Here is a 23,839-nt window from a genome sequence, read left to right as displayed (position 1 = left end):
CACCTGTTACAACCACTGGCCGCGGATTACCTGACGGTAGATGTCCTGCAACCAGCCCTTGCCTGCGGCCTCCGGCTCCAGACCACGCCCTTTGAGAAGGTTGTAGCTGTCCTGATAAAAGCCGGTTGACTGGAAGTTGTGGCCCAGAATTGCGCCTGCGGTCTGCGCCTCGTCCGTCAGACCCAGAGACAGGTAGGATTCCACCAAACGGTGCAGCGCCTCTGCGGTGTGGGTCGTGGTCTGGAACTCCTCCACCACCACGCGGAAGCGGTTGATGGCTGCGGGGTAATGGCCGCGCTTGAGGTAGTAGCGCCCGATTTCCATTTCCTTGCCCGCCAGATGGTCGAAGGCAAGGTCGAACTTCAGCACCGAGGATTTCGCGTATTCACTGTCGGGATAGCGCTCGATCACCGTGCGCAGCGCCTGCAACGCCTGAAAGGTCAGGCCTTGGTCGCGGCCAACTTGGTCGATCTGGTCATAGTAGCTGATCGCCAGCAAATACTGCGCATAGGGCGCGTCGTCATCTGCGGGGTAAAAATCCAGGAACCGCTGGGCGGAAGCGCGGGAATTCTCATAATCCCGGTCAGCATGGTAGGAGAACGCCTGCATGATCAACGCGCGCTTGGCCCACTCGGAATATGGGTAGAGACGTTCCACTTCGCTGAAAAGCCGGACCGCATCGTCGACGTCGCCACTTTCCAGTTCGAACTCGGCGCGTTTGTAGATCTCTTCGGGACCGAAGGTCTCCAATGGTGCCTCTTCCTTGGAGCCCCAGAAGTTCGCAAAGAACCCATCGCCGCCGCCGCGGTTGCCGCACGCGGAGACACTCAAGACCAACGCAAGCGCCGTCGCCGTTTTCAGAAATACCCTGCTGCGCCCTGTCATTGACCGCCAACCTCATTGCTTGGCCGTACCGGTGTCCGGTTCACGGCCTCTTTGGGCTGGTCTAGCACAACTCTTTGCAGGGCAAAACGCCTTTATGCCGCTTAAGCGACCAAGGCCAGATCAGCCTTGCGCACGCCAACACCGGGCAAACGGGCCGCCTGCGCGGGGGTGCAGGGTACCAAACGGAAAGAATCCGGATTTGCGAACAGCTTGCGCAGCAGCTTGTTGGTCATCGCGTGGCCTGCCTTGATGCCTGTGTAGCGTCCAAGGATCGGCGCGCCTGCCAGAGACAGATCGCCCAGAGCGTCCAGCATTTTATGACGCACCGCCTCGTCCGCGTGGCGAAGACCACCCGGGCTGAGCACATCGTCGCCGTCGACCACGACTGCGTTTTCATATGTGCCGCCAAGGGCGAGGCCCTGTTCATGCATCATGTCGATATCGGCCTTGCGGCAGAAAGTCCGGCTGTCGGACAACTCGCGCACAAACGTGCCGTTGCGCATGTCCAGCGCCTTGTGCTGGCGACCGATTGCCGCGTCGGAAAAATCTATGTGGAAGTCTATCTCCAGACCGTCGGCGGGTGTCAGCATCGCCATGGCGCCGTTTTCCTCGACCATAACGGGGGACAGGATTTCGATCGCATAGAGGCGTGCAGCCTGCTTGCGCGCGCCGACTTCAACGATAGCCCGCGCGAAATCAACGGAGCAGCCGTCCATGATCGGCACTTCCGGCCCGTCCAGCTCGACCAGCGCGTTGTGGATACCGCAACCCGCAAGGGCGGCCATGATGTGTTCAACGGTGGAGACACCTACACCGGCGGCATTGGTCAACTCGCTGCACAGCGGCTTGGTGCCCACGGCGGTATAGATCGCGCGGATCATATTGTCCGCGTCGGTGATATCGGTGCGCTTGAACCAGATGCCGGAATTCGCCGCAGCAGGGTGCACGTCCATGCGCACCGGCTGGCCGGAGTGCAGGCCAACGCCCGTGAAGCTGATCGTCTGTGTCAATGTGGCTTGCATGCAAGGCCCCCGATAAAGCCGTCATCCGGCTTCGTTTGTTTCAGTCTTTGTCCGTCGGGCCGTGTCAGGCCTCTGGAATTAAACCTAAAATATGGGTCGGGGTTCCATGTCACAACTCACTCTTTATGACCGTTTGCAACATTAGCGGTGCATTTCGCTGCAACGCGGCAAGCCTTTTGAAACAAAAGGATAAAAACGAAAAAGGCCGGGACGGACCCGGCCTTGTGACGTTGCGTTACAGGTTGTGTATCAGTTGGCCTGACGGCGCAGGAAGGCAGGAATTTCAATCTTTTCCTGCTCCGGATCCGGTTGGGCGCGCTCTTGCTGCGGCTGCGGCGCGCGGGCTTGGGACACCTGTGGCTGCTGACGCTGCGGTGCTGCATGGCTTTCGCCTTCGCCGTGGCCTGTCATGCGACCGATCAGGGAATTGATCCCGAAGCGCGGCTTTTCGGCATGGGGCTCTGCGGCTTGGCGCTGCGGCTGCTGCTGCTGCGCAGGCGCGTCCTCAGCGGGGTTGCGGTTCACTGCAGCACGCAGGCGTTGCATGGCTTCCGGCGTGGGTGTGCCGGCTTGCTGGCGCGACTGAAAAACCGGTTGCGCAGGCTCGGCTGCGGCGGCTGGCTCGAAAGCGGGCTGTGGGGATGGCGTGTAGACCGGCTCCGGCAGACCGTCCTCGGTGACGGCTTCCTCTTCCTTCTGGAATTCCTCGAACAAGGAAGGTTCCGGCGCTGCTTTCGCGGCAGGCTGCTCGTAAGTCGGCGCGGCAGGGGCCTGGGCCGCCTGCTCTTTGGGCATCGGTTGCGGTGCCGCATCGCCACGATCCATCGTCAGGGGCGCTGCCAGAGACCGGCGCGTGACCGGCTGGGACAGCAACTCTTCGGATGCTTCAATACCGGTCGCGACGACGGAGACGCGCATTTTGCCGTCCATCGTTGTGTCCAAAGTGGAGCCGACGATGATATTCGCCTCTGGGTCCACTTCCTCGCGGATGCGGTTGGCGGCTTCGTCCAGTTCGAACAAAGTCAGGTCGTGACCGCCGGTGATGTTGATCAGCACGCCTTTGGCACCGCGGAGCGAGATTTCGTCCAGCAGCGGGTTGGCGATGGCTTTCTCTGCGGCTTGAACGGCACGATCTTCGCCCTCTGCCTCGCCGGTGCCCATCATGGCTTTGCCCATCTCGTCCATCACGGCGCGAACGTCCGCGAAGTCGAGGTTGATCAGGCCCGGACGCACCATCAGGTCGGTAACGCCTTTAACGCCTTGATACAGCACGTCGTCGGCCATGGAGAACGCCTCGGTGAAGGTCGTTTTCTCGTTGGCGAGACGGAACAGGTTCTGGTTTGGAATAATGATCAGCGTGTCGACAACTTTCTGAAGGGCTTCAACGCCTTCTTCAGCTTGCTTCATGCGCTTGCCGCCCTCGAACTGGAACGGCTTGGTGACGACGCCAACGGTCAGAACGCCAAGCTCGCGGGCCGCTTGCGCGATGATCGGAGCAGCGCCCGTCCCGGTGCCACCGCCCATACCGGCGGTGATAAAGCACATGTGAGCGCCAGCAAGGTGGTCGACGATTTCTTCGATGGTCTCTTCGGCGGCGGCGGCACCGACCGAGGGACGCGCGCCAGCGCCCAGACCTTCGGTGACCTTCACACCCATTTGGATTTTCGCGGGGGCCTTGCCTTGTTGCAGGGCCTGCGCGTCGGTATTGGCGACCACGAACTCGACACCATCAAGCTCTTTCTCGATCATGTTGTTCACGGCGTTGCCGCCTGCCCCGCCGACACCGAAAACGGTGATGCGTGGCTTGAGATCTGCTTGTTCTGGCATCCGAAGATTTAGTGTCATGTGCTGGTCCGCCCGTAAGAATAAGGTGTGTGTACTTTTCACGAATGGGCCATTCGGCCCTTGTGGTTATGCCTCGTTTGCGCAAAGCCTATCGGAGGTCGGCTTGGACGTCACGCAAAAAAGGCAATTTTACCACAAAATACGGCGAGAATCTGATCGATTTCGGCATCATCTTGCCAAAACGCCAATATCTGGCGGAAAGCGATACGCCAGACACAAGACAAAGCATAAACGCTCCACATGCAGCGGGTGCATGTGGAATCAGTTGATCGTTTCGGGGGCCACTGCTCGGCCTGTCCTGCCTCTTGCGGGCAGTAACTCGAATCTAGCTCGAAACGAGCGGTTTGTCACGGGTGAACTCGCCCCTTTTATCCCTACCAATTGTCCTTGAACCACTTTACCGCCCGCTTGAGCGAACGCGCGGGATAGCCGTCCACTGGAATGTCGAAATCCCACCATTCATCCTGCGGGTGCGCCGCGAAAAGGCATGTGCCAACGGCAGAGGCGAAGCCCGGACCGGTGACGGATTGCGGCAGGCCCTGCACCCGAAGCGGACGGCCAAGGCGGACCTGCTGGCCAAGAATACGCGAGGCCAGACCGTCGAGGCCAGGAAGCTGGGATGCGCCGCCGGTCAACACGATGCGCTGACTGGGCAAATGCTCGAAGCCTGCGGCGTCAAGACGGACGCGGACCTCTTCGAGAATTTCCTCCATGCGCGGACGCATCACGCCGATAACTTCGGCGCGGCTGACCGTCCGGCGGTCATGCTCCCAGTCACCGGTGTCGGAGCTAAGGTCGATCATGTCGCGGTCATCCATGCCCGTGGCCTGAACGCCGCCGTAGAAGGTCTTGATCCGCTCCGCCGTCGGCATAGGAACCTGCAAGCCTTGGGAAATGTCGGAGGTGACGTGATCGCCGCCCATGCGCACGGTGTCAGCATAGATCATGTGTTTCTTGATGAAGATCGAAATGCCCGTGGAGCCGCCACCAAGGTCGATGCAGGCCGCACCCAGTTCCTGCTCGTCCTCGACCAGCGAGGAAATACCGGCGGCGTAGCTGGACGACGCGATGCCCGCCAACTCCAGATCGCAGCGCTTTATACAATAGAGCAGGTTTTCGATGGGCGCGCGGTCGACGGACAGCATGTGCATGTCGACGGACAGGGAATTGCCCGCCTGCCCGCGCGGATCACCAAGGCCGGAGCGGTGATCCACCGCGAAGTTCACCGGCTGTGCATGCAGGATTTCGCGGTCCGCACCATAATCCGGCACATCGCAAGAGGACAGGACACGGGCGACGCAGTTGTCCGTAACGGTGCCGTCATGCAAATCGACCGTACCGGCCAGCCCGTAGGACCGCGGCTTGGCCCCCGCGAAACAGGCAATCACGTGGTCCACACGGACGCCCGCCATTTTCTGCGCGGCCTGAACGGCGGTGCGGATGGCACGCTCGGTTTCGTGCATGGCGTCGATTTCACCAAAACGCACCCCGCGCGAACGTGTCGTCGCAGCGCCGATCACCCGGAAAGACGATTGCCCCGCCATCGACCCGATACCGTCGCTTTCGCGGAAGCTGTCGGGCCCATCAAAGCGCAGCACAAGGCAGGCGATCTTGGAGGAGCCTACGTCCAGAACGGCGACCACCCCGCGCTGCATGGCAGCCTGGCGTTTGTTTCTCATGGCGCGTTGAGATTGATACAGATCTGTCATGGAACGCTCGTCTCTCGTTATCAGTTGCTGTTCACTTTGATGCCCTGCATTTCGCGCATGGTGGCCAGCGCGTCAGAGGTCATCCGAAGTGTCGGGCGGTCGGGGTTGCGAATGTCGATATGGGTCACGTCGCGCTTCAAGAGGTCCTGCGCCTCGTTCAGCGCCAGCACGCGGTCAAGCGCCGGCTCCGCCTCTTTCGGCGGCAGCATGATGCGTTGTGCGCGGTCGAGAACCAGATCCCAGCGGCGCTCGGATATGCGCACGATGCCGATAACGCGGTCCTTGATCGGTGCGGCGCGGTCCAGCAGGGCCAGCGCTTCGGGCACGGCGGCGTTCGCCCCCTCCCCCGCGATCAGCGGAAGGTCGGGGCGCGCGGCACGACTGTCGAGCGCGGAGACACGGTGGCCGTCCTGATCGAGCAATTCCAACCCACCGGGTCCGCGCCAGACAACAGCAGGCACGCGTTCTTCGACATTGATCTGTAACAGCCCGCCCGCGCGAACACGCACATCGACGCGCTTCACCGCGTCAAGGCTTTCGACCTGCTTGCGCATCGCCTCAAGGTCCAGATCAAAACTGGACAGCGGCAGGTCGACGGGCATGACCTCGCGGATCGCGCTGTTGAGGCCCGCAGAGGCCCCGTCGATTGCCATCAGCTTGACCATGAACTCGGGACGTTCTTCGACAGAGCGCCTGATCTCCGTGTATTTGTCGGCAATTGCTTGTTGGCGGTCGGCGTTCGAAAAGTAGACGCCGAGGGACGCTACGACCAGAAAGCTTGGCATTCCAACGCGCACGATCTTGCGGAACGACGGCGTCAACCAGAGGCGCTCCATCCGGTAGGACATGCGGCTTGGTGCCGGATCGCTGCTCGACTGTTTTTTGGAGAACCGATTTAGCGGTCGCATGACGCGTCCTCCACCATCCATTTGCACAGCTCGGCCATGGACATTCCGGTCTTTTGCGCCTGCTCCGGCGTCAGCGACGTCGGGGTCATACCGGGCTGGGTGTTGGTTTCCAGCAAGATCAGACCGGCGGCGCCTTTCGCCTCGTCCCACCGGAAATCGGTGCGGCTGACACCGCGACAGCCAAGGGCATTGTGCGCGCGCAGGGCATAGTCCATGCACAGCGCGGTGATCTCTGCGGGGATGTCGGCGGGGACCACGTGGCGCGAGCCGCCTTCGGCATATTTCGCCTCGTAGTCGTACCAGCCGTCGGTCAGGATGTCGGTCACGATCAACGCGCGATCGCCGACCACGGAAGTCGTCAATTCCCGACCCGGCGCGAAGGCTTCGACCATGACGATTTCGGGCATGTCGTCGGACAGTTTCGGAGGGCTGTTGGCGCCCTCATTGACCAAATAGACACCCACGGAAGAGCCTTCGTTATAAGGCTTCACGACATAGGGCGCGGGCATGACGTGGGATGCCATGACCTCCGCCTTGGAGGCCAGCACGCTGTCGACCACCGGCAAGCCTGCCTCGCGGTAAATCTGCTTGGTGCGTTCCTTGTCCATGGCGATGGCCGAGGCCAGCACGCCGGAATGGGTATAGGGGATGCGCATCCATTCGAGCAGGCCCTGCACGCAGCCATCCTCGCCCCAGCGGCCGTGGAGCGCATTGAACACGACATCGGGTTTCAGATCGGACAATTGCGCGGCCAGATCCGGACCCGCGTCCAGTTCCACCACATCATAACCCGCTTCACGCAACGCGGCGGCGCAATCACGCCCGGATGACAGCGAAACCTCCCGCTCTGCCGAGGGGCCGCCCATCAGTACCACCACTTTGCGAATTGTCCTGCTCGACATATCCGCCTCAAATGCCCCTTTTTGGGGCTTATTTTGTGCATGGGGTCTTTGTGACCCCTATATTTGGTTAGTGCCTGCTCAGATTAGCGTTTGCCGACCCGAAGCACCTCCCATTGTAGCTCTATTCCGGAGTGTTTGAGAACCCTTTTCCGCACCAGCTCGCCCAAATCTTCCAAGTCGGCGGCGGTTGCCCCGCCTGTGTTGATCAGGAAGTTGGGATGTTTCTCGCTCATCTGCGCGCCGCCGAGGGTTTGGCCGCGCAAACCGGCCTCGTCGATGACCTTCCACGCCTTCAACTCGTGGGTGTCGTCATCGCGGCCTGTGGAGGAGAAACCGGCGGGGTTGCGGAAGGTGCTGCCAGCGGTGCGGTCCTTGGTGGGCTGGGTCGCGTCGCGTTTGGCAAGCTGGTCGGTCATGCGTTGGTGCAGCGTTTCGGGGTCGCCTTCTGGGGCCTCCAGCACGACCTCGACGATCACCATGCCCTCGGGCAAGTCGGTGGAGCGGTAGGCGAAGTTCAGGTCGTCTGCCGTCAGTGTGATAGTTTCGCCTTGTCGCGTGACAGCGGTGGCTTCGACAAAAACGTCAGCAATATAAGAGCCATAGCAGCCCGCGTTCATCCGGACCGCGCCGCCGATGGCACCCGGAATGGTGCGCAGGAAGGTCAGGTCGAGGCCCTGATCAGCGGCCTTGCGGGCCACATGGGCGTCGAGTGCGGCGGGGCCGCAGGTGACGCGGGGGCCATCGATCGTGATGCCGTTGAAGCCGCGCCCGAGCCGGATCACCACGGCGTCAAGCCCGCCGTCGCGCACGATCAGGTTGGAGCCGACACCCATGGGGAACACGGGCGTAGCGGGGTCCAGATCGCGCAGGAAAGCGGCCAGATCCTCGCGGTCGGCGGGTTGGAACAGGGCCTTTGCGGGGCCGCCGACGCGCAGCCATGTGAGGTCCGCGAGGGGGCGATCAGGCGTCAGGGTGCCGCGCGGAGTGGGGAAATCGGTCATGGATTCCGTGCTACGGAAGCGGGGCTGGATGGGCAAGGGGAAAGGCAAAAACGGCGGTCTGCAAAGCGTCGGCATTGTGTCGGCAAAACGTATGGCACGTTTTCGGGCATGGGGTGGCGGGGTGAACCCCGCCCTACGCCACAATTTTCAGAGTAGGGTCAAGATGACTTTGAGTGCGTTCTCAAGCCAGAGTGGAGAGGTGACGGCAGCAGATGCTCCGACGATCTTTCCAGCATTGACCGTCAGTTTCACCCCGCGCTCCGACCACCATTCAATTTCGCCAACGACCGACTTGCTGCCTTTGTACGCCTCGATAACACCGACGCGCAAAAGACGCGCCGCACTGACGTAAAGCGCCTCGGCCTTTTCATCGTCGGAAGCCGACGGGTCTCGAATGACCTCTGCCAGTTCGGGCATTTGTGTGGCCAAAAGGCCCTCGGATATCTCAGCCAACTGCATATCTGCTTCTGCGATGATTTCGGCGCGGTCCCCATGCAGTTCAAACGAGACCTTCGCCTTGGCGATGACGGCTTGTTTGACCTTCTCGTTCTGGCTGACCAGGTCTGAGATCACCTCCTCTACCGACCCAAGAAGGTCGAGGGAATTGGCGTCTTCCTCGGGAGTGGGACAGACTTCGTTTTGAAATTTGACGCGGAGGCGTGCCCGAGCGCGGACGCAGGTTGAATGCAACATGCGCGGAGCATCGTCATGTGTTGCGTTTGCGTTACGCAACATGTCCAGTTCTTCGCGTAACGCCGTGTATTGGTTTTCCAACGGTTCCTGAAATGCGGGAAGGCTGAGGACCGCCGACAGCTTGCCGCGCGTTTCCGCGTAGAGTTCAGCAGTGTCGGCGACAGCAGGCGTGACGCGGTATCGCCCGTTCGCAGAGTTGACTGATAGCTCCTCGCCATTAGGCGCTGCCGCCGCAGAGTGCATTCTCCAAATCTTGTTGATCTCGTCCATCAGGACCGACGCTTCACCTTCCCAGACTTTGCTGTCGAGCAGGGCGATTTCGGTGAGCATGTCCCAGCGGTCCTCGGTGCCGGTGAGGGCGCGGTCGTACCAGTCGATCCAGAAGGACCAGTCGAGACCTGTTTCGCCGCGGGCTGTGGCCTCGGAGCCTGCGGGTTTGGAGAGGTCTTTCTTCAGGGCCTCCCAAACCTGCGCGAGTGGGTTGCCGTCGCCGGGCCAGAGATGGGCGGAGGTGAAATCCTCCCCCGCCAGATATGCGCTGCAGTCGCGGCGGATGTGGGGCCAGATATTGAGGTTAATGGACGTCGAGTATTCAGCTGCCGCGACGCGCGCGATGGCAACTAAGGTGGGTTCAGCGGCGGCATCGGCGGCACCGGAGACTTTAGCAGCGTGAGAGATAGCGGACGCGGCAGCACGAGCGGCGGCAGCATCGGCGCGTGCGACCGTATCGTCTCTCGCGGCGGCGGTATCGGCGGCGGTGCCAGCGTAAGTGACCGCGACGTCGGCCGCACGAGCAGCGGCGATGGGAGCGGCCACAAAAATGGTTGCGAAGCAAGCAACCTCAGAAGTCAAAGGTGCTCTTAAAACACGCAAAGTTGCCATATCAGATTTGTGTGTGACCTTTGAAAACCACTGCCACGCAATCGGCAAAACCCGCATCGCGGCGCGATGGGCGATTATCGCTGATACGGCTTTGGGATCGTCCTGCTCCAGCAGCCACGCCTCAAGGCTCTTGCGGTCGGTTATTTCGGAAATCTCTACCATTCCGGCCACCATGGCTTGACGCGGCATGGGTGGCAAGGTGGATGGGACCGCCCACCCTACGGGGCGCGCGTGGGGTGGCGGGGTGAGGCCCGTCCTACGGGGACTTGGCAGAGGGTGTGGGGATTTCAGATTGAAGGCGGCTCTGCGGACGATTCAGACCTTTGCGGCGCGTGGCTGAATAGGAGCTTTTGAAATTGGGCCCTCTTCGATGTAGAGAGATGAGGCGTGTGGCAAAGCAGGCAGCCAGACATGTCCACCCGCTTGACCTCATCGAATTTTCAGCAGTTTATCCGGCATTGGCTGTACCAGATGTGGCTGACGCCTGTCGCTGGTACGTCGAAAAGCCGGATTTTATGGTCAGGTTTCTTTCGGGACAGCCACCAAGTCATGGCGCAATTTTGTTCGGTGCCGCTTGCCTGCATTTCCAAACCGGGGTTCCGCAACTTGGCGAGAATTGGCTCTATTTCGGTATCAGCAATTTGGATGGGATGTATCAGCGTGCCAGAAGCAACGGTGTAAACATATCAACCCCACCAAAGAACTGTCCGTGGGGCATGCGAGAATTCGATGCTATTGATCTCAACGGTTGCAATATTCGTTATGGCCAGAACTTTGAGTTGGAACCGTGACGCCCTTTGTGCAAGGCACGCGTCAAAGAGGGTCACTACCCCCCATGAAACAAAAACAATCCTTTGCGATTAAGGGCTATTTCAGCTTTTGCCACCTAGATCAGAAACGTCGACAGACTGGCGAAATAGCTCAGCAGAACCAGAACCACAGCGACAGCGAGGAGAAATGGCCATAGGGCCCTGAGAATGGCACCCGCTGATGTGTCGCTCATCGACGACGCAATATAGAGCCCGATCCCGACTGGCGGTGTCAGAAGTCCAAGGACAAGGTTCAAACACACGACGACACCAAACTGGTGCGGGCTTATGTCGTAATTGCCCGTTGCAATGGGCAACAAAATCGGGGTGATGAGAATTATTGCGGCGATGCCGTCGATCACCATTCCGACCAACAGCAAAGCAAGATTGACGATCAGGAAGAACACAAACGGATCAGACGTGATTGATGTAATGAACCCTGCAAGTTTCTGTGGCAGCTCCCCGTAGATGATGACCCAGCCAAAAACGCTTGCGGCCGAGATCATGAAAATAATCATCGACGCGTTTACCGCTGTGCGTTTGAACATCTTCGCCAATTGGCGCGGCTTCAACTCTCGATAGAAGAGCCACCCCACAAGGAAAGCGATCAAGGATGCGATGGCGGCGGATTCTGTCGGGGTCGCGATGCCAAACAAGATGCCACCGATGATCGCCAGTGGGATAAGAAGGGCGGGCATTGCCTCGAGCAGCGCTCGGCCGGCCTCTTTGCGCGACATCCACACGTCCTTTGGAAACTGCTGTTGCAAGCCGACAAGTGTGATGACCAATGCAAAAGCACCTGTCAGCAATAAACCCGGAATAATTCCTGCGATGAACATCTCTCCAATCGGGACCTGCGCCAGAACCCCGAAGATCACAAACATCATCGACGGCGGAATAACAGGCGCCAACAAACCGCCCGCCGCAGTGGTGGCCGCCGCAAATCCGCGGTTGTACCCTTCTGCTTCCATTGCAGGAACCATTGCGCGCGACATCACGGCGATCTGGGCGGTTGCCGACCCGATGATTGCCGCCATAAACATATTGGCGAGGAGGTTGATATACGCCAACCCGCCCCGAAATCCGCCGACGAAAACACGCGCCATATTGATCAGGCGTTTGGTCATCCCGCCTTCGTTCATCAATTCTCCGGTGAGCATGAACAAAGGAACTGCGAGAAGGCCGTAGTTTTCCAGCCCACCGAACATTTTCTGGGCGAAGCTGTCGTACAGAACAGTGTTTCCGCTTTCCCAAATGTACCAAGCCGCAGTGATGACGAGGACAATAGCGACCGGTACGGATAGCAGCAGCGCCACCAGGAAGACGACAGGGCTCATGATTTTTCAATCTGTGAAGGCGCGGTCATCAGGTGCATTGTGGAATGCAGCGTCGCCCCCAAGGCGAACAGCCACATGACGCTCCAGAAAATGTACTTTGGAATGCCAAGCGTGGACGTTGGCTCGGCGTAGATAAAGTTAAACGTGTTGCCCTGAAATATCTTGGTGTCAAACCCTGCCCGCGCAAGCTCTAAGGGCATGAACCACCGCCAGCAGAACCACAGCATAGCCAATGCAAAACCGAAGACGATGATGTCCACGATTTTGACGATCACGGCCTTGGTGCGCAGAGAAACTGCGTCGGGCAACAATGTAATCACCACGGAATTGCGGTAATGCAGCGCGGCGGACGCACCGAGAAATGTCATCCAGGCCATTGCATAAATTGCGAGTTCATCGACCCAGAACAGGGCGTTACCTGTATTTCGTGTCACAACATTTAGAAGAACCAATAGCGTGACGCAGACAGCCAGAACCGCTGCCGCCCAAAGTTCCACGCGCGCCCATGTTGCTGAAATACGGTAGAGCATTGTCAGTTCCCTATCAGAAAGGCGCGAGATTGCCTCGCGCCTTTCCACACAAAACCAGACGCATTACCTGGTTTCTGCCGCAACAGCGCGCAAATCGTCAAGCGACGGAGCCTTTTCGGACCAGATCGCATTCCAGTCATCAATTGCGCTGCCAAAGAAAGACGCATCGACTTTGGTATATGTTTTTCCCGTATCGGCAATTTGCGCCAACCAGCCGGCTTCTTTTTCGATATAGCTGTCGATGGTGCTGTCCACATGTTTGGCCATAAGCTCACCGATCATCGCGCGATCCTCTTCGGACAATCCGGCCCAGACCTTCGCAGAGACAAGTCCAACCATCGGGAACATCATGTGATCCGATTGGACGATTGTGTCAGCGTGATCATAGTATTTCAGAACCCAGATCAGTTCCGCATCCATATCAATCGCATCCACCTGCCCATTTGCAAGCGCGTCATAAACGGCGGGCAATGGCATTGGCGTTGGGGCCGCACCGATCGCGTTATAGAAATCCAGAATTGGCGTGAATGGTGTGATCCGCAGTTTCAGGCCCGAAAGGTCTGCTGCACTGCTTATCTCGCCGCGCGACACGATCTGGCGAAGGCCCGCCATTCCATATCCGAGCCCGACAACACCAACTTCGCCAGGCAAAGGCGCGAGCATTGATGCTGCCTTGTCAGACCGCAAGATCCGGCCGGCATGTGCGATATCATTCGCCAGATAAGGCGCATAGAACGCCCCCAGATCGACGTATCGGTTCGACACCTCTGCTACGGTCATAAAGGCCATGTCCAGGGCACCGGTTTGGAGTTGTTGAAGCATCTCGGCTTCATTGCCGAGCTGGCGGGACGGGAAAACCGATACACTATGCGCGCCACCGCTTTTCTCAGCCAGTTCTTCTCCGAAAGCACCGGCGGCTTTTGTCCAGATATGTGGCGGAGGTGTGATTAGTCCCAGACGAAACTCGTTGGCCTGCACTGCGAATGCAGACGTCACAACCAGCGCTGCAGCGGCGAGAATTTTCTTAGCGTTCTTCATGTTTTCCCCAGTCGTTCAACTTCGTTATTGATTATTCAGATCTTCACCCAACCCTCTGGCGGCTCTTTGCCGGGATGGACCGCCTTGCAATTCGGACAGGTTCTGTCCTCCTCCGAGGCGTAGAACCTGTTATAGACAGGCGGCAGGTCGTCGACAATCGATGTAAGTTGCATCTCTGCGCGGTGAACCAGGGAGCCGCATTCGAAACAGTACCATTCAACCGCGTCCAGCTCTCCGGTTTGACGCTTTGGTTCGACAACAAGGCCAATGGACCCCTCTTCAGGTCGTTGTGGCGAGTGGCGGACATGCGGCGGCAGCAGGAAGATCTCACCCTCGCGAATGGGCACATCGTAGAATTCTTCGCCATCATAGATCTTCAGAACCATGTTGCCCTCCAGCTGGTAAAAGAACTCCTCAACCGGATCATCATGGTAATCGGTGCGCTTGTTGGGGCCGCCGACCACAGTGACCATCAAATCCGCATCCTCCCAGATTTGCTGGTTTCCCACTGGCGGCTTCAAAAGATGGCGATGCTCGTCAATCCAGGCTTTGAAATTGAACGCTTTTAGTTTGGACATTGTGATCTCCCGTTTCCGAAATTTTCTATGACGTTGCCTGTCAGCGCTTTAGCCCGCACCCCTCAAAGGCGTCGCGGATGGTTGCTTTTTCTGCCTCCGTCAGTTCCAGCATCGGGCGGCGCACGCGGCCGCCGACCTGGCCCAGAAGCTCTTGCCAGTATTTCCCGAACGCTGTCGGCTTGTCCGCAGGTCTTGAGTTTTTCATCGCGTCACGGACAGGCTCAAGGCTGTCACGCACCTTCCGGGCCTCTTCGAACTTACCTTCAAAGGCAAGCTGGGTATATTCATGCATCCGCAAATCGTTGGCCGTTTGAAGCTGGTACGGCGGCGAGGAGCAGAGGTATAGCCGCCAGCCAAGTTCTTCGATGTTGTCGAGCCATTCATCCTCAGCCGAGGTCGAAACCTGAATCTTATCACCAATCATGTGGTGCAATTTCACATACATCTCACGCGGAACCGAATATTTGATCGCGACGATGTTGGGCAACTCGGCGATACGGGCACATTCCTCAGGTTGCATCAGGTAGCCGCTATCGGGGTGGCTCCACATGGCGATGCCGATGTCCAACTGATCGCAAAACGTCTTGTAATACTGGTACAGCACTTCGCCGCGATCATGCACAAAGCTCAGAACAGGCGCATGCAGGACAATGTAATCCGCACCACAATCCTGCGCGAAATGTGCAAGTTCCAGCGCTGTGTCCATGTTCTGGTCCGACACAGAAACAATGACCCCGGCCTTGCCTGCACATTCGTCCACCGCGATTTCAATGTTGCGTTTGCGTTCCGGCACGCTCATCGAAAAGAACTCGCCCTGCTTGCCTGCGACAAACAAGCCCTGAATTTTCAGATCGTCGATCCAGTGGCGGATGTTGGCTCTCAATCCGGCTTCGTTCAATGACAGGTCGTCGTTGAACGGATTGAGCGCCGCAGCCCAAATCCCTGTCATATTCTCGCGCGCATAAGCTTTGGCGTCGTGTTTGGTATATTTCATCGGTCCGACCTGTGTTGGAAAACCAGTGTTCAAGTTCAGAAGGCCGCATTGAAACAGCATTGCCAACACGAAACACCAGAACTAGATATCATTATTAGCTATATCAAGAGGCTATCAATTCCGGTTAAGTCGGCACCAACCAAGGGATAATGATATGAAAACTGGTTTCAACGAAAGGCCGGGCAGATTTGTAGAGGTGGCCTGTCAATGATCGCAAAGCATTCCCGCATAGTGGATCGCGCCTTGACGCGGCTGAAATTGCGCCAGCTCCGGCTGCTGGTTGCCGTCGGCAATCATGGCAACATCCAGAACGCCGCGCGTGAATTGAGCATATCGCAACCCGCCGCGACAAAGATGATCCAGGACCTTGAAATCGACTTCGAAGTGAAGCTCTTCACCCGCACCAATCGCGGGGTTGTGCCCACCGTCTTTGGTGAAACCCTGATCCGTCATGGCAAGTTGATCTTTGCACAAGTGTCTAACGCGGCACAGGAACTGGATGACTTGAACGAAGGCAATAGCGGACGGGTTGTCGTGGGGACGTTACTTGCGGCGTCGACAAAACTGCTACCGGCCGCAATTGCGAAAGTGCTGCGGGACCGGCCCAAGGTTGCAATCAAGATTAACGAAGGGACCAATGAAGTTCTGATGCCTGCGCTGCTATCGGGGGAAATTGATCTGGTCGTTGGGCGACTTCCGTCGCATCGGCATCGCGATAGATTGAAACAGGAAAAACTGTTCGAGGACCGTGTCACAGCGGTTGTTGGCAATGACCACCCGCTGGCTCAGGTCAAGTCGCTACCATTCAATCAAATCAAGCCGTTTGGATGGATATTGCCCCCGGTTGAGACCACCATGCGCCGCCAGATTGACCAGTTCTTTATCAGCCAAGGTCAGTATACGCCCCCGTTCGCGATCGAGTCTGTCTCCTATCTCGCCAACAGGGCAATGCTGCAATCCAGCGACTGGATCGGCTTGATGCCTGCTGAAGTCGTCCAGCAAGACGTCGATAACGGATACCTCACCGCCCTGAATTGGGACGTTCCGTTTGGCCAAAGTCCGATCGGCCTGACCTACCGCAGCGACAATAGTCTTTCACCTGCCGGACAGGCTTTCAAAGACGCGCTGCACGTTGCCGCAAAAGAAAGATGAGCTCTGGTATTCTTGAAACTGATACCAGTATCCGCTCAATTCACTTGAATTGGCCTCCAACATTGACCGAACTGGACGCGAAAAATCAAGGAGTGCGAGATCAATGTATCCAGAGCTGAAATTGTTTATAGCAGGTGAATGGAGAACCACAGGTCGCGATATGCCCGTGGTTAACCCGGCGACGGAACAAGAGCTTGGAAGGTTGCCTTACGCCGAAAAAAGCGATCTTGATGATGCATTGGACGCCGCCGAAAAGGGGTTTCGGATCTGGAGTGCAACATCCCCCCGCGAGCGTGGTGATACAATCCTGAGAGCTGCGGCGCTGATGCGTGAACGCCAGGAGGAGATTGCGCAGTCGATCACTTTGGAGCACGGAAAGCCGCTTGCGCAGGCTCGACTGGAAGTGATCCGCGGCGCCGAATTCTTTGAATGGGATGCGGGCGAAGCGATGCGCACCTATGGCCGGATCATTCCTGCGGCACGCGGTCACAAATTTTCCGTCCACCATCAACCGATCGGCGTGGTCGCGGCCTTTTCGCCATGGAATTTCCCGATGAGCCAGCCTGCGCGCAAGATTGCGGGGGCCTTGGCCTCTGGCTGCTCGATCATCCTCAAAGCGGCGGAAGAGACGCCTGCTGGCGCCGTCCATATTGCGCGCGCCTTTGAAGATGCGGGGCTGCCTGCCGGTGTGCTGAACCTTGTGTTTGGTGATCCTGCCGAAATTTCCAGCCACCTGATCCCGCAAGACCCCGTGCGCCTTGTGGCGTTCACCGGCTCGACCCCCGTTGGCCGTCATCTGACGACGCTTGCCTCCGAGAACATGACCTCTGTGCTGATGGAACTTGGTGGGCACGCGCCGGTCATCGTTTGTGAAGATACGGACGTCACAGCAGCTGCCACCTCCGGGGCGATCCGCAAGATGCGTAATGCGGGTCAGGTTTGCACCTCGCCCACACGCTTCTTTGTCAATGAAGGGATCTTTGAGCAGTTCACGGACACCTTCGTTGCGCGTGCCGCCCAGACCGTGGTCGGCAACGGCATGGAGGCGGGCGTCGAAATGGGACCGCTCGCCAATGATCGACGCGTCCCGGCCTTGACGGCGCTGGTTGAAGATGCCCGCGCCAAAGGCGCAACGGTGGCAACAGGTGGCGCACGCCTTGGCAACTCCGGCTATTTTTTCGAGCCAACAGTGCTGGTCAATGTCCCGGATGATGCGCGTATCATGCAGGAAGAACCTTTTGGGCCGGTTGCTGTTATCAACCCTGTGACGTCCCTTGATGATGCAATCACACGTGCCAATTCCGTGCCCTACGGGCTTGCCGGCTATGCTTTCACCAACCGCGCGGATTATATCGACCGCCTGATTGACGAGGTCGAGGTCGGAAACCTGTCCATCAACACTCTTGAAGCCTCGATGCCCGAGACGCCCTTTGGCGGGGTAAAGTCCAGCGGCTATGGTCGTGAGGGTGGCTCGGAAGGGCTGGACAATTACATGATCGTCAAGAACGTGTGGCATTCATCGAAGATTGTGTGACCTCAACAAAGATAACGAACATCAGGAATAGACCAATGAATGCTCATTCAGCAAAAATCACCCGCGCCGACACAATCGAAATGGACAGCGCTGACCCCATTGCCCACCTTCGCGACCGTTTTGAGTTGCCAGCTAATGATATTTATCTTGATGGCAACTCACTTGGTGCTTTGCCGCTCGGCGTGATGGAGCGGTTGGAGAAGGCGGTGAAGAAGGAATGGGGTCAAGGCTTGATCCGCAGTTGGAACGATGCCGATTGGTATCCTGCCCCGCAACGCGCTGGCGCTGCGATTGCGCGCATTATTGGTGCCGATGACGATGAGGTCATCGTGTGCGACTCCATCTCGGTCAACTTGTTCAAGCTGCTGGTCGGCGCGCTGCGGATGCGCAAGGATCGCAAGATCATCGTCTCCGAGATCGGGAACTTCCCGACGGACGTGTATATCAACACCGAAGTGGCCGAGATGATGGGCTGCGAGTTGCGGTGTGTCATGCCCGAAGAGGTGGAAAGCGCGATTGATGCGGCGGGTGAAGACCTCGCGCTCGTTCAATTGACACATGTGCATTACAAGTCGGGCCGTATCTATGACATGCCGGGCATCACCAAACGCGCCCAGGATCTTGGCGGTCTGGTTATCTGGGATCTGGCCCATTCAGCAGGTGCGTTGCCAGTCCAGTTGAACGAATGTAACGCCGATTTTGCTGTTGGTTGTGGATACAAATACTTGAACGGCGGCCCCGGCGCGCCCGCCTTCGTCTTTGTGGCGCGACGCCATTTTGACGATATGAACCAACCCTTGCGCGGCTGGCATGGCCATGCCGAGCCTTTCAGCTTCACCCAAGAGTACAAACCACACCCCACCATCGACCAGATGCTGACCGGCACGGCGTCCCAATTGGCGACGCTGGCGTTGGAAACAGCGATGGAGGCGTTCAAAGACGTGGACATGACCGTCTTGCGTCAAAAGAACATGGCGCTAGGGGATTTGTTCATCGCCCTCGTTGAGCAAGAACTTGGCGGCATGGGGTTTGAGCTTGCCAGCCCCAAGGACGCCGAGACACGTGGTTCTCAGGTGTCGCTAACCCATGAGAACGGCTATGCCATCGTTCAAGCCCTTATCGAGCGCGGCGTGGTAGGTGATTTCCGCGCGCCGGACATTCTGCGCTTTGGCTTTGCCGCACCATATGTGCGCTACGTCGATATCTGGGACTCGGTGGCGCATATCCGCGAGGTGATGGAAACAGGCGAATGGGACCGTCCGGAGTTCAAAGAACGCCGCGCAGTCACCTAATAACTGCACTCATGCATCCAACGCGCGTGGCGCGCGTTGGATGCGTGCGTTCAATCGGGTGAATTGTCCGCTTTCCAGGCGGCGAGTTCATCTTCATCCCAGAACCCAAGGTAAACACCTTCAACCGCATCATCGTGGCACATGTCGTTGTCGATCTTCTCGTCCGACAACGTGACACGGTTGTGCTGTCTGCGCGCCCAATCGAACATCGCGTTTGACAATCGCATGATCTCGGCGCTGTGATTTTCATCTGCACCAAGATCATTGAATTCATCGGGGTCTGTCTCCAGATCGTAGAGCATGGGCCGATGACCCTCGACCCAGATCATCTTCCATCGCCCGTCAAAGACCATCGTCAAGAGGCAGGACTTGGCATCGGGGCTGAGATGGCGAAGATGCGGACGGGATGAATAGTCATATTCCGAGATGACGTATTCGCGGGCGGGGCCGGCATTGCCGTGAAGTGAAGGAAGCAGCGACCGACCTTCAAGAATATGATCCGGCACTTTGCCACCAAAGAACTCCACAAATGTCGGGGCAAGATCAATTGCCTCGGTCAGATCCGTGATGACCTGCCCCCGCGTTGCATCCGCGCCTTCGCTTGGGTCGACGATGATCATCGGAATGCGGGCGGATTGATCGTGGAACAACTCCTTCTCCCCCATCCAGTGATCGCCAAGGTAATCGCCGTGATCGGAGGTAAATACGATCAGCGTCTCGTCCAGTTGGCCGCTCTGCTTGAGGTAGGTCATCAGACGCCCGATCTGGTCGTCAATCTGGGTAATCAGACCCATGTAAGCAGGAATGACGGCATTGCGCACATCATCACGACGGAACGCGTGCGAATAGCGATATCCATAATAGCCTGCCATCAAGGGATGCGGGTCTTTCAATTCAGCATCGGACCGTTTGACTGAAATGATATCCCTTTCACTGTACATATCGTGGTAGGGCGCGGGCACAATGTAGGGCCAATGCGGCTTGATGTAGCTCAGATGCAGGCACCAGCTGTCGTCCTTGGCCTGCTCCATAAACTCGATTGCGCGGGTCGTGGTATAGGGCGTCTCGGAGTCTTCCTCTGCAATTGCCGCAGGCTCGGCTGCATGCTTCAAAAGCCAACCTGACAAGATCTCGCCGTCATCGGACTTCCCCGAATTCGCCGCCGAATGCCAAGGGTTTTCGCCCCCGTAGCCTCGGGCGCGGAGATGGTCTTTGTATTTGGACGGGTTCCCGGCCGCCCCGTCCGGCACGACCCCGTCACTGCGATCCCAGACCTCAAACCCGCATTCAGCAACCAATGCGCCGATGTCGCTGGACATGTCGATGCCCAGACGCTCCATGCCCTCAAGGTCCGCGCGCATATGGGTCTTGCCGCAGAGGACAGTGCGCACACCCAGTGGCCTGAGGTGGTCTCCGAGGGTCATCTCCCCTACCCGTAACGGATAGCTGTTCCATGTGGACCCGTGGCTGCGCACATACCTGCCGGTGTAAAAACTCATCCGGCTGGGGCCACATATGGGGGATTGCACATAAGTCCTGTCGAACCGGACACCGCGCGCCGCCAATGCGTCGATGTTCGGCGTTTTGATGCTTGGGTGGCCCGTACACCCCAAATAATCAAACCGCAGTTGATCGCACATGATGAAGAGTATTTTCTTGGGCATTTCAGCTCCTGAAATTCTGGCAGTCAGAGGCTAATCTGACGCTTTCCGCCGCCTCTTTTTGATACCCAGCCAGTAGATCGAGAAAATCGACATCGCAAATAGAACGACAGCAACCGGATGGTTGGCAAGGTTCCAGACATCTCCGCGCAGGATGGTTGCGGTTTGCCCCAGAGACAGTTCAAATCTGGGTCCGAGGAAGAATGCGATGATAAAGACAACAAGCGGATATCGCAGCACCGTCATGATGACACCGATCACGGCGAACAGGATCATGACGAAAACGCCAAACGCCCCTCCCGTTGCCAGATAGACGCCCGTGACACAGAGGACGAGCGCGATGGAAAACACCACAGACTCCGGCGCAGTAATCAACTTGCTCCAAAGCCGAAGGCCAAAGAGCCCACAAAGCAGATTGCAGGCGTTGGCCATAATCATTGCACCGAATATGCCGTAAACCAGTTGCCCTTGTTGTTCGAACAGCAAGGGTCCTGGCTGAATGCCCTGGATAAGGAAGGCGCCGATCATAATGGCAGCGGACGCACTACCGGGAAGCCCCAACGTAAGCAGAGGTATAAAGTCCGCCCCAGCCACCGAACTGTTGGCAGATTCCGTAGCCGCAATGCCGCGCAGGTCACCTTTGCCAAAGGAAGATGGATCCTTTGCGGTTTGTTTGGTTGAGGCGTAACTCATAAAAGCCGCAGCGGTTGATCCCATGCCCGGAACAGCACCGATGAATGTGCCAATGAGCGACCCTCTCAAAAGAACAAACCGACAGGCCCAATATTCCGCAAAGCTGACCGACTTTTGGTCCTTGGTTTGATTCTTCGGGATTACGACAGCAGGCCGCATTTTGCCGCGCATGCGCGCGACGCGCAGCGTTATTTCTGAAACAGCGAGGGATCCGATTGCGACAGAGGCAATTGGAAACCCGTCGTAAAGCTGGAACATTCCGAACAAGAACCTTGGTGTCGAATGTTCTGGATCAAGACCGACGGTTGCCGCCAACAGGCCAAGCGCGGTTGCAATCGCACCTCTGCTTATCGAGTCCCCGATGAGGCCGGAAATTAGCGAGAACGCAAAGACCATAAGCGCGAAAATTTCAACGGGCCCCAATTGCAACGCCAAGATTGCCAGAGGAGCAGCAACCGTAATCAGAACGATATCGCTGAAGGTGTCTCCGGTCACAGACGCATACAAAGCCATTTTCATGGCTTTGAGCGGTTTGCCCTGTTTCGTCAGGGGATAACCATCAATCGCAGTTGCTGCGGCATCAGGCGTTCCGGGTGTGTTAAGCAAAATCGCAGGTATGGCCCCACCAATTAAGCCGCCCTTGTTCACACCAACCAAAAATCCTATCGCAGGCAATGGATTGAGCGCGAAGGTAAACGGGATAGCAATGGCCATTGCCATCACCGGCCCGATCCCCGGCATGGCGCCAACAAACTGACCCACAAAAACACCTGCAAGAACGAACAGCAGATTGAGAGGTGTCAGCGCGTCTGTCAGTCCCGCTATAATCGTTGCAAAGTCCATTGATAGTCCTTCTAGGGCAGGACGCGGTTAAGTACGTTCTCGACCAAGAACCAAATGCCCAAGGGCATCACGAATGCGGCGAACAAGAGCCAGTACCAACGGCGTTCGCCCATGAAGAGCATGATCGACAAGGCAAAAACAGGCGCGAAGTATTCAAAGCCGAACTTCTCTATCAACCAAACCGCCACAACAAGAATTGCAACAAAAGCGATGACGCGGAAACTATCTGCGAGATGAAGTTCTATGCATTCCTTGCTCGTAAAGAACTGCACGATGCCGGCGATGATGATGACCCACAGGGCAATCGTTGGGACGGTTGCCGGAACAATGCGCCCGTAGCCAACGCTCTCTACTTGTTGAGGCAACGCAATGAACAGGAAGCCGAGACCGAGAAAAACGAGAATTGCCGTATAGATGCGCTCTGCTGTCATGTGGCGTCCGATCTACAACATATGACCGAGCCCCAAGGCCCGGCCATAGTACGCTTCATTTACTTGGCTGCCTCAATAAGAGCGAATGCATCAGCCAAGCCACTGTTCAATTTGGCTTCGGTCCCTTCAGGGCCAAGATTGCTCGCTTTGGTTTGCATGACGTTTTCGATCAATTCATCCAAGGCATCGGACTTGATGGCCTCGTCAATCGCTGTAGCAAGCGCATCCTTGGCCTCCGGGTCCAAACCAGCCGGAGCTGCCAGATAGAAATATGGCTCAACAGAGTAAGGATACCCCTGCTCGACCAGGGTTTCGGTGTCTGGTGAATACGGATGGCGCGACTGCGTCGCGACCCCCAACATTTTCAGATCACCAGACTCGAGATACTGGATATGCTCGCCTGCGCTAAATCCGGCATCCAGTTGTCCACCAAGCAGGCCTTTGATGATTTCAGCACCGCTTTGGTTTGACACAAGCTCAACCTGACTGCCGGTTGTGTTGTTGATAGATTGCATAATCAGGCGCTGCGGTCCGCCATCAAACCCCATCAGCGAGCCGCCGTTCTCTTTGCTGAATGCAACGAATTCTGCAAACGTGTCATAAGGAGCGTCAGCGCGGGCGATGATTGACACGGGCGCCAGAACAACCGTGGCCAGATGGTCAAAACTATCAATTTTGAAAGGCAGTTTGTCGCCCCGCATCGCGAGGTTCATGATCGTTGCGACTGTGACCCCCATGCCAATTTTCGAGCCATCTGCTTCGGCATTGACCAAAGTGGACAGCATCGCGACGCCACCGCCACCGGGCTTGTTCTCGACGACCACGTCCCAACCTGTATTTTCCTCTACTGCCGCAGCAATCGCGCGACCTAGCGTATCAGTGGACCCACCAGCGCCAAATCCAATTTGCAATGTGATCGGGCCACTTGGCGCCCATTGTGCAAGTGCGGCACCCGGGATCGCGATCATGGTCGCAATCGCGGCGGTCTTCATCAGTGTCGTGAGTTTCAACTTATTTCCTCCGTTGGATTAGTCAGACTTAGTTGCGGGCTGGCGAACCTACTTCACAATTGCTGACGTGAGGATCCCGACCGCTTATCG

General features: G+C 57.6%; 21 protein-coding genes. 4 read left to right on the top strand and 17 right to left on the bottom strand.

Translation table 11 applies throughout. From position 1 onward, the window contains the following. Positions 1 to 6 precede the first annotated feature (6 nt). From THALAR_RS11750 to THALAR_RS11715, 8 genes are all read right to left on the bottom strand, one after another. Positions 7 to 885, bottom strand: a complete 879-nt coding sequence (locus THALAR_RS11750; RefSeq protein ID WP_021101782.1) for an outer membrane protein assembly factor BamD — start codon at positions 883 to 885, stop codon at positions 7 to 9. A 101-nt stretch (positions 886 to 986) separates the two neighbouring features. Next, positions 987 to 1,907 (bottom strand): UDP-3-O-acyl-N-acetylglucosamine deacetylase, encoded by a 921-nt coding sequence (gene lpxC / locus THALAR_RS11745; protein ID WP_021101781.1) that lies wholly within the window; start codon positions 1,905 to 1,907, stop codon positions 987 to 989. Positions 1,908 to 2,156: 249 nt separating this feature from the next. Beyond that, positions 2,157 to 3,752, bottom strand: coding sequence for a cell division protein FtsZ (gene ftsZ / locus THALAR_RS11740; RefSeq protein WP_021101779.1), 1,596 nt, complete (start codon positions 3,750 to 3,752; stop codon positions 2,157 to 2,159). 374 nt (positions 3,753 to 4,126) lie between these two features. Continuing rightward, entirely contained in the window at positions 4,127 to 5,461 is a 1,335-nt protein-coding gene (gene ftsA, locus THALAR_RS11735) for a cell division protein FtsA (protein ID WP_021101778.1), read from the bottom strand. A 20-nt stretch (positions 5,462 to 5,481) separates the two neighbouring features. After that, the gene (locus tag THALAR_RS11730; RefSeq protein WP_021101777.1) at positions 5,482 to 6,369 is read right to left on the bottom strand and encodes a cell division protein FtsQ/DivIB; all 888 of its coding nucleotides are present in this window, start codon (positions 6,367 to 6,369) and stop codon (positions 5,482 to 5,484) included. Next, on the bottom strand, positions 6,357 to 7,271 hold the full coding sequence (locus tag THALAR_RS11725; protein WP_211264800.1) for a D-alanine--D-alanine ligase: 915 nt from the start codon (positions 7,269 to 7,271) through the stop codon (positions 6,357 to 6,359). Before THALAR_RS11725 ends, THALAR_RS11730 begins: the two co-directional genes overlap by 13 nt. 83 nt (positions 7,272 to 7,354) lie before the next feature. After that, the gene (gene murB, locus THALAR_RS11720) at positions 7,355 to 8,272 is read right to left on the bottom strand and encodes a UDP-N-acetylmuramate dehydrogenase (RefSeq protein ID WP_021101775.1); all 918 of its coding nucleotides are present in this window, start codon (positions 8,270 to 8,272) and stop codon (positions 7,355 to 7,357) included. Between the two features lie 147 nt (positions 8,273 to 8,419). Further along, positions 8,420 to 10,009, bottom strand: coding sequence for a hypothetical protein (locus tag THALAR_RS11715; protein WP_154666799.1), 1,590 nt, complete (start codon positions 10,007 to 10,009; stop codon positions 8,420 to 8,422). Positions 10,010 to 10,236: 227 nt separating this feature from the next. Here THALAR_RS11715 and THALAR_RS18450 point away from each other — a divergent pair, with 227 nt between their 5' ends. Further along, a complete protein-coding gene (locus tag THALAR_RS18450; protein ID WP_154666798.1) occupies positions 10,237 to 10,638 on the top strand; it encodes a VOC family protein in 402 nt (133 codons plus the stop codon). Between the two features lie 95 nt (positions 10,639 to 10,733). On the opposite strand, the gene THALAR_RS11710 is transcribed toward THALAR_RS18450, so the two are convergent. The 5 genes from THALAR_RS11710 to THALAR_RS11690 all read right to left on the bottom strand — a co-directional run bounded on the left by THALAR_RS11710 (position 10,734) and on the right by THALAR_RS11690 (position 15,133). Next, positions 10,734 to 11,993: a TRAP transporter large permease gene (locus THALAR_RS11710; RefSeq protein ID WP_021101772.1), complete on the bottom strand. Its 1,260-nt coding sequence runs from the start codon at positions 11,991 to 11,993 to the stop codon at positions 10,734 to 10,736. Continuing rightward, positions 11,990 to 12,523: a TRAP transporter small permease gene (locus tag THALAR_RS11705; RefSeq protein WP_021101771.1), complete on the bottom strand. Its 534-nt coding sequence runs from the start codon at positions 12,521 to 12,523 to the stop codon at positions 11,990 to 11,992. Before THALAR_RS11705 ends, THALAR_RS11710 begins: the two co-directional genes overlap by 4 nt. 63 nt (positions 12,524 to 12,586) lie before the next feature. After that, the gene (locus THALAR_RS11700) at positions 12,587 to 13,561 is read right to left on the bottom strand and encodes a TRAP transporter substrate-binding protein (RefSeq protein ID WP_021101770.1); all 975 of its coding nucleotides are present in this window, start codon (positions 13,559 to 13,561) and stop codon (positions 12,587 to 12,589) included. A 35-nt stretch (positions 13,562 to 13,596) separates the two neighbouring features. Then, complete coding sequence (locus THALAR_RS11695) at positions 13,597 to 14,139, bottom strand: 3-hydroxyanthranilate 3,4-dioxygenase (RefSeq protein ID WP_021101769.1); 543 nt, start codon at positions 14,137 to 14,139, stop codon at positions 13,597 to 13,599. Between the two features lie 40 nt (positions 14,140 to 14,179). After that, entirely contained in the window at positions 14,180 to 15,133 is a 954-nt protein-coding gene (locus THALAR_RS11690; RefSeq protein ID WP_040818571.1) for a dihydrodipicolinate synthase family protein, read from the bottom strand. Between the two features lie 207 nt (positions 15,134 to 15,340). Between THALAR_RS11690 and THALAR_RS11685 the strand changes: the two genes are divergently transcribed. The 3 genes from THALAR_RS11685 (at position 15,341) to kynU (ending at position 19,111) form a co-directional block, all read left to right on the top strand. Further along, positions 15,341 to 16,285 carry a LysR substrate-binding domain-containing protein gene (locus tag THALAR_RS11685; RefSeq protein WP_021101767.1) on the top strand — a complete coding sequence of 315 codons (945 nt, stop codon included), beginning with the start codon at positions 15,341 to 15,343 and terminating at the stop codon, positions 16,283 to 16,285. 103 nt (positions 16,286 to 16,388) lie between these two features. After that, complete coding sequence (locus THALAR_RS11680; RefSeq protein WP_021101766.1) at positions 16,389 to 17,819, top strand: NAD-dependent succinate-semialdehyde dehydrogenase; 1,431 nt, start codon at positions 16,389 to 16,391, stop codon at positions 17,817 to 17,819. Between the two features lie 35 nt (positions 17,820 to 17,854). Beyond that, positions 17,855 to 19,111, top strand: a complete 1,257-nt coding sequence (kynU, locus tag THALAR_RS11675) for a kynureninase (protein ID WP_021101765.1) — start codon at positions 17,855 to 17,857, stop codon at positions 19,109 to 19,111. A gap of 50 nt (positions 19,112 to 19,161) precedes the next feature. Here the strand turns inward: kynU and THALAR_RS11670 are convergent, their stop codons facing one another. Genes THALAR_RS11670 through THALAR_RS11655 form a run of 4 tightly spaced genes read right to left on the bottom strand, consistent with a single transcriptional unit; the run spans position 19,162 to position 23,749 of the window. Beyond that, entirely contained in the window at positions 19,162 to 20,775 is a 1,614-nt protein-coding gene (locus tag THALAR_RS11670) for a sulfatase-like hydrolase/transferase (RefSeq protein ID WP_021101764.1), read from the bottom strand. 30 nt (positions 20,776 to 20,805) lie between these two features. Continuing rightward, entirely contained in the window at positions 20,806 to 22,308 is a 1,503-nt protein-coding gene (locus THALAR_RS11665; protein ID WP_021101763.1) for a tripartite tricarboxylate transporter permease, read from the bottom strand. 11 nt (positions 22,309 to 22,319) lie between these two features. After that, positions 22,320 to 22,739, bottom strand: coding sequence for a tripartite tricarboxylate transporter TctB family protein (locus THALAR_RS11660; protein WP_021101762.1), 420 nt, complete (start codon positions 22,737 to 22,739; stop codon positions 22,320 to 22,322). A gap of 59 nt (positions 22,740 to 22,798) precedes the next feature. Further along, on the bottom strand, positions 22,799 to 23,749 hold the full coding sequence (locus tag THALAR_RS11655; RefSeq protein WP_021101761.1) for a tripartite tricarboxylate transporter substrate binding protein: 951 nt from the start codon (positions 23,747 to 23,749) through the stop codon (positions 22,799 to 22,801). Positions 23,750 to 23,839 lie beyond the last annotated feature (90 nt).

The organism is Litoreibacter arenae DSM 19593 (assembly GCF_000442275.2).
GTDB classification, from domain to species: Bacteria; Pseudomonadota; Alphaproteobacteria; order Rhodobacterales; family Rhodobacteraceae; genus Litoreibacter; species Litoreibacter arenae.
This window is presented reverse-complemented; position numbering and strand designations above follow the sequence as displayed.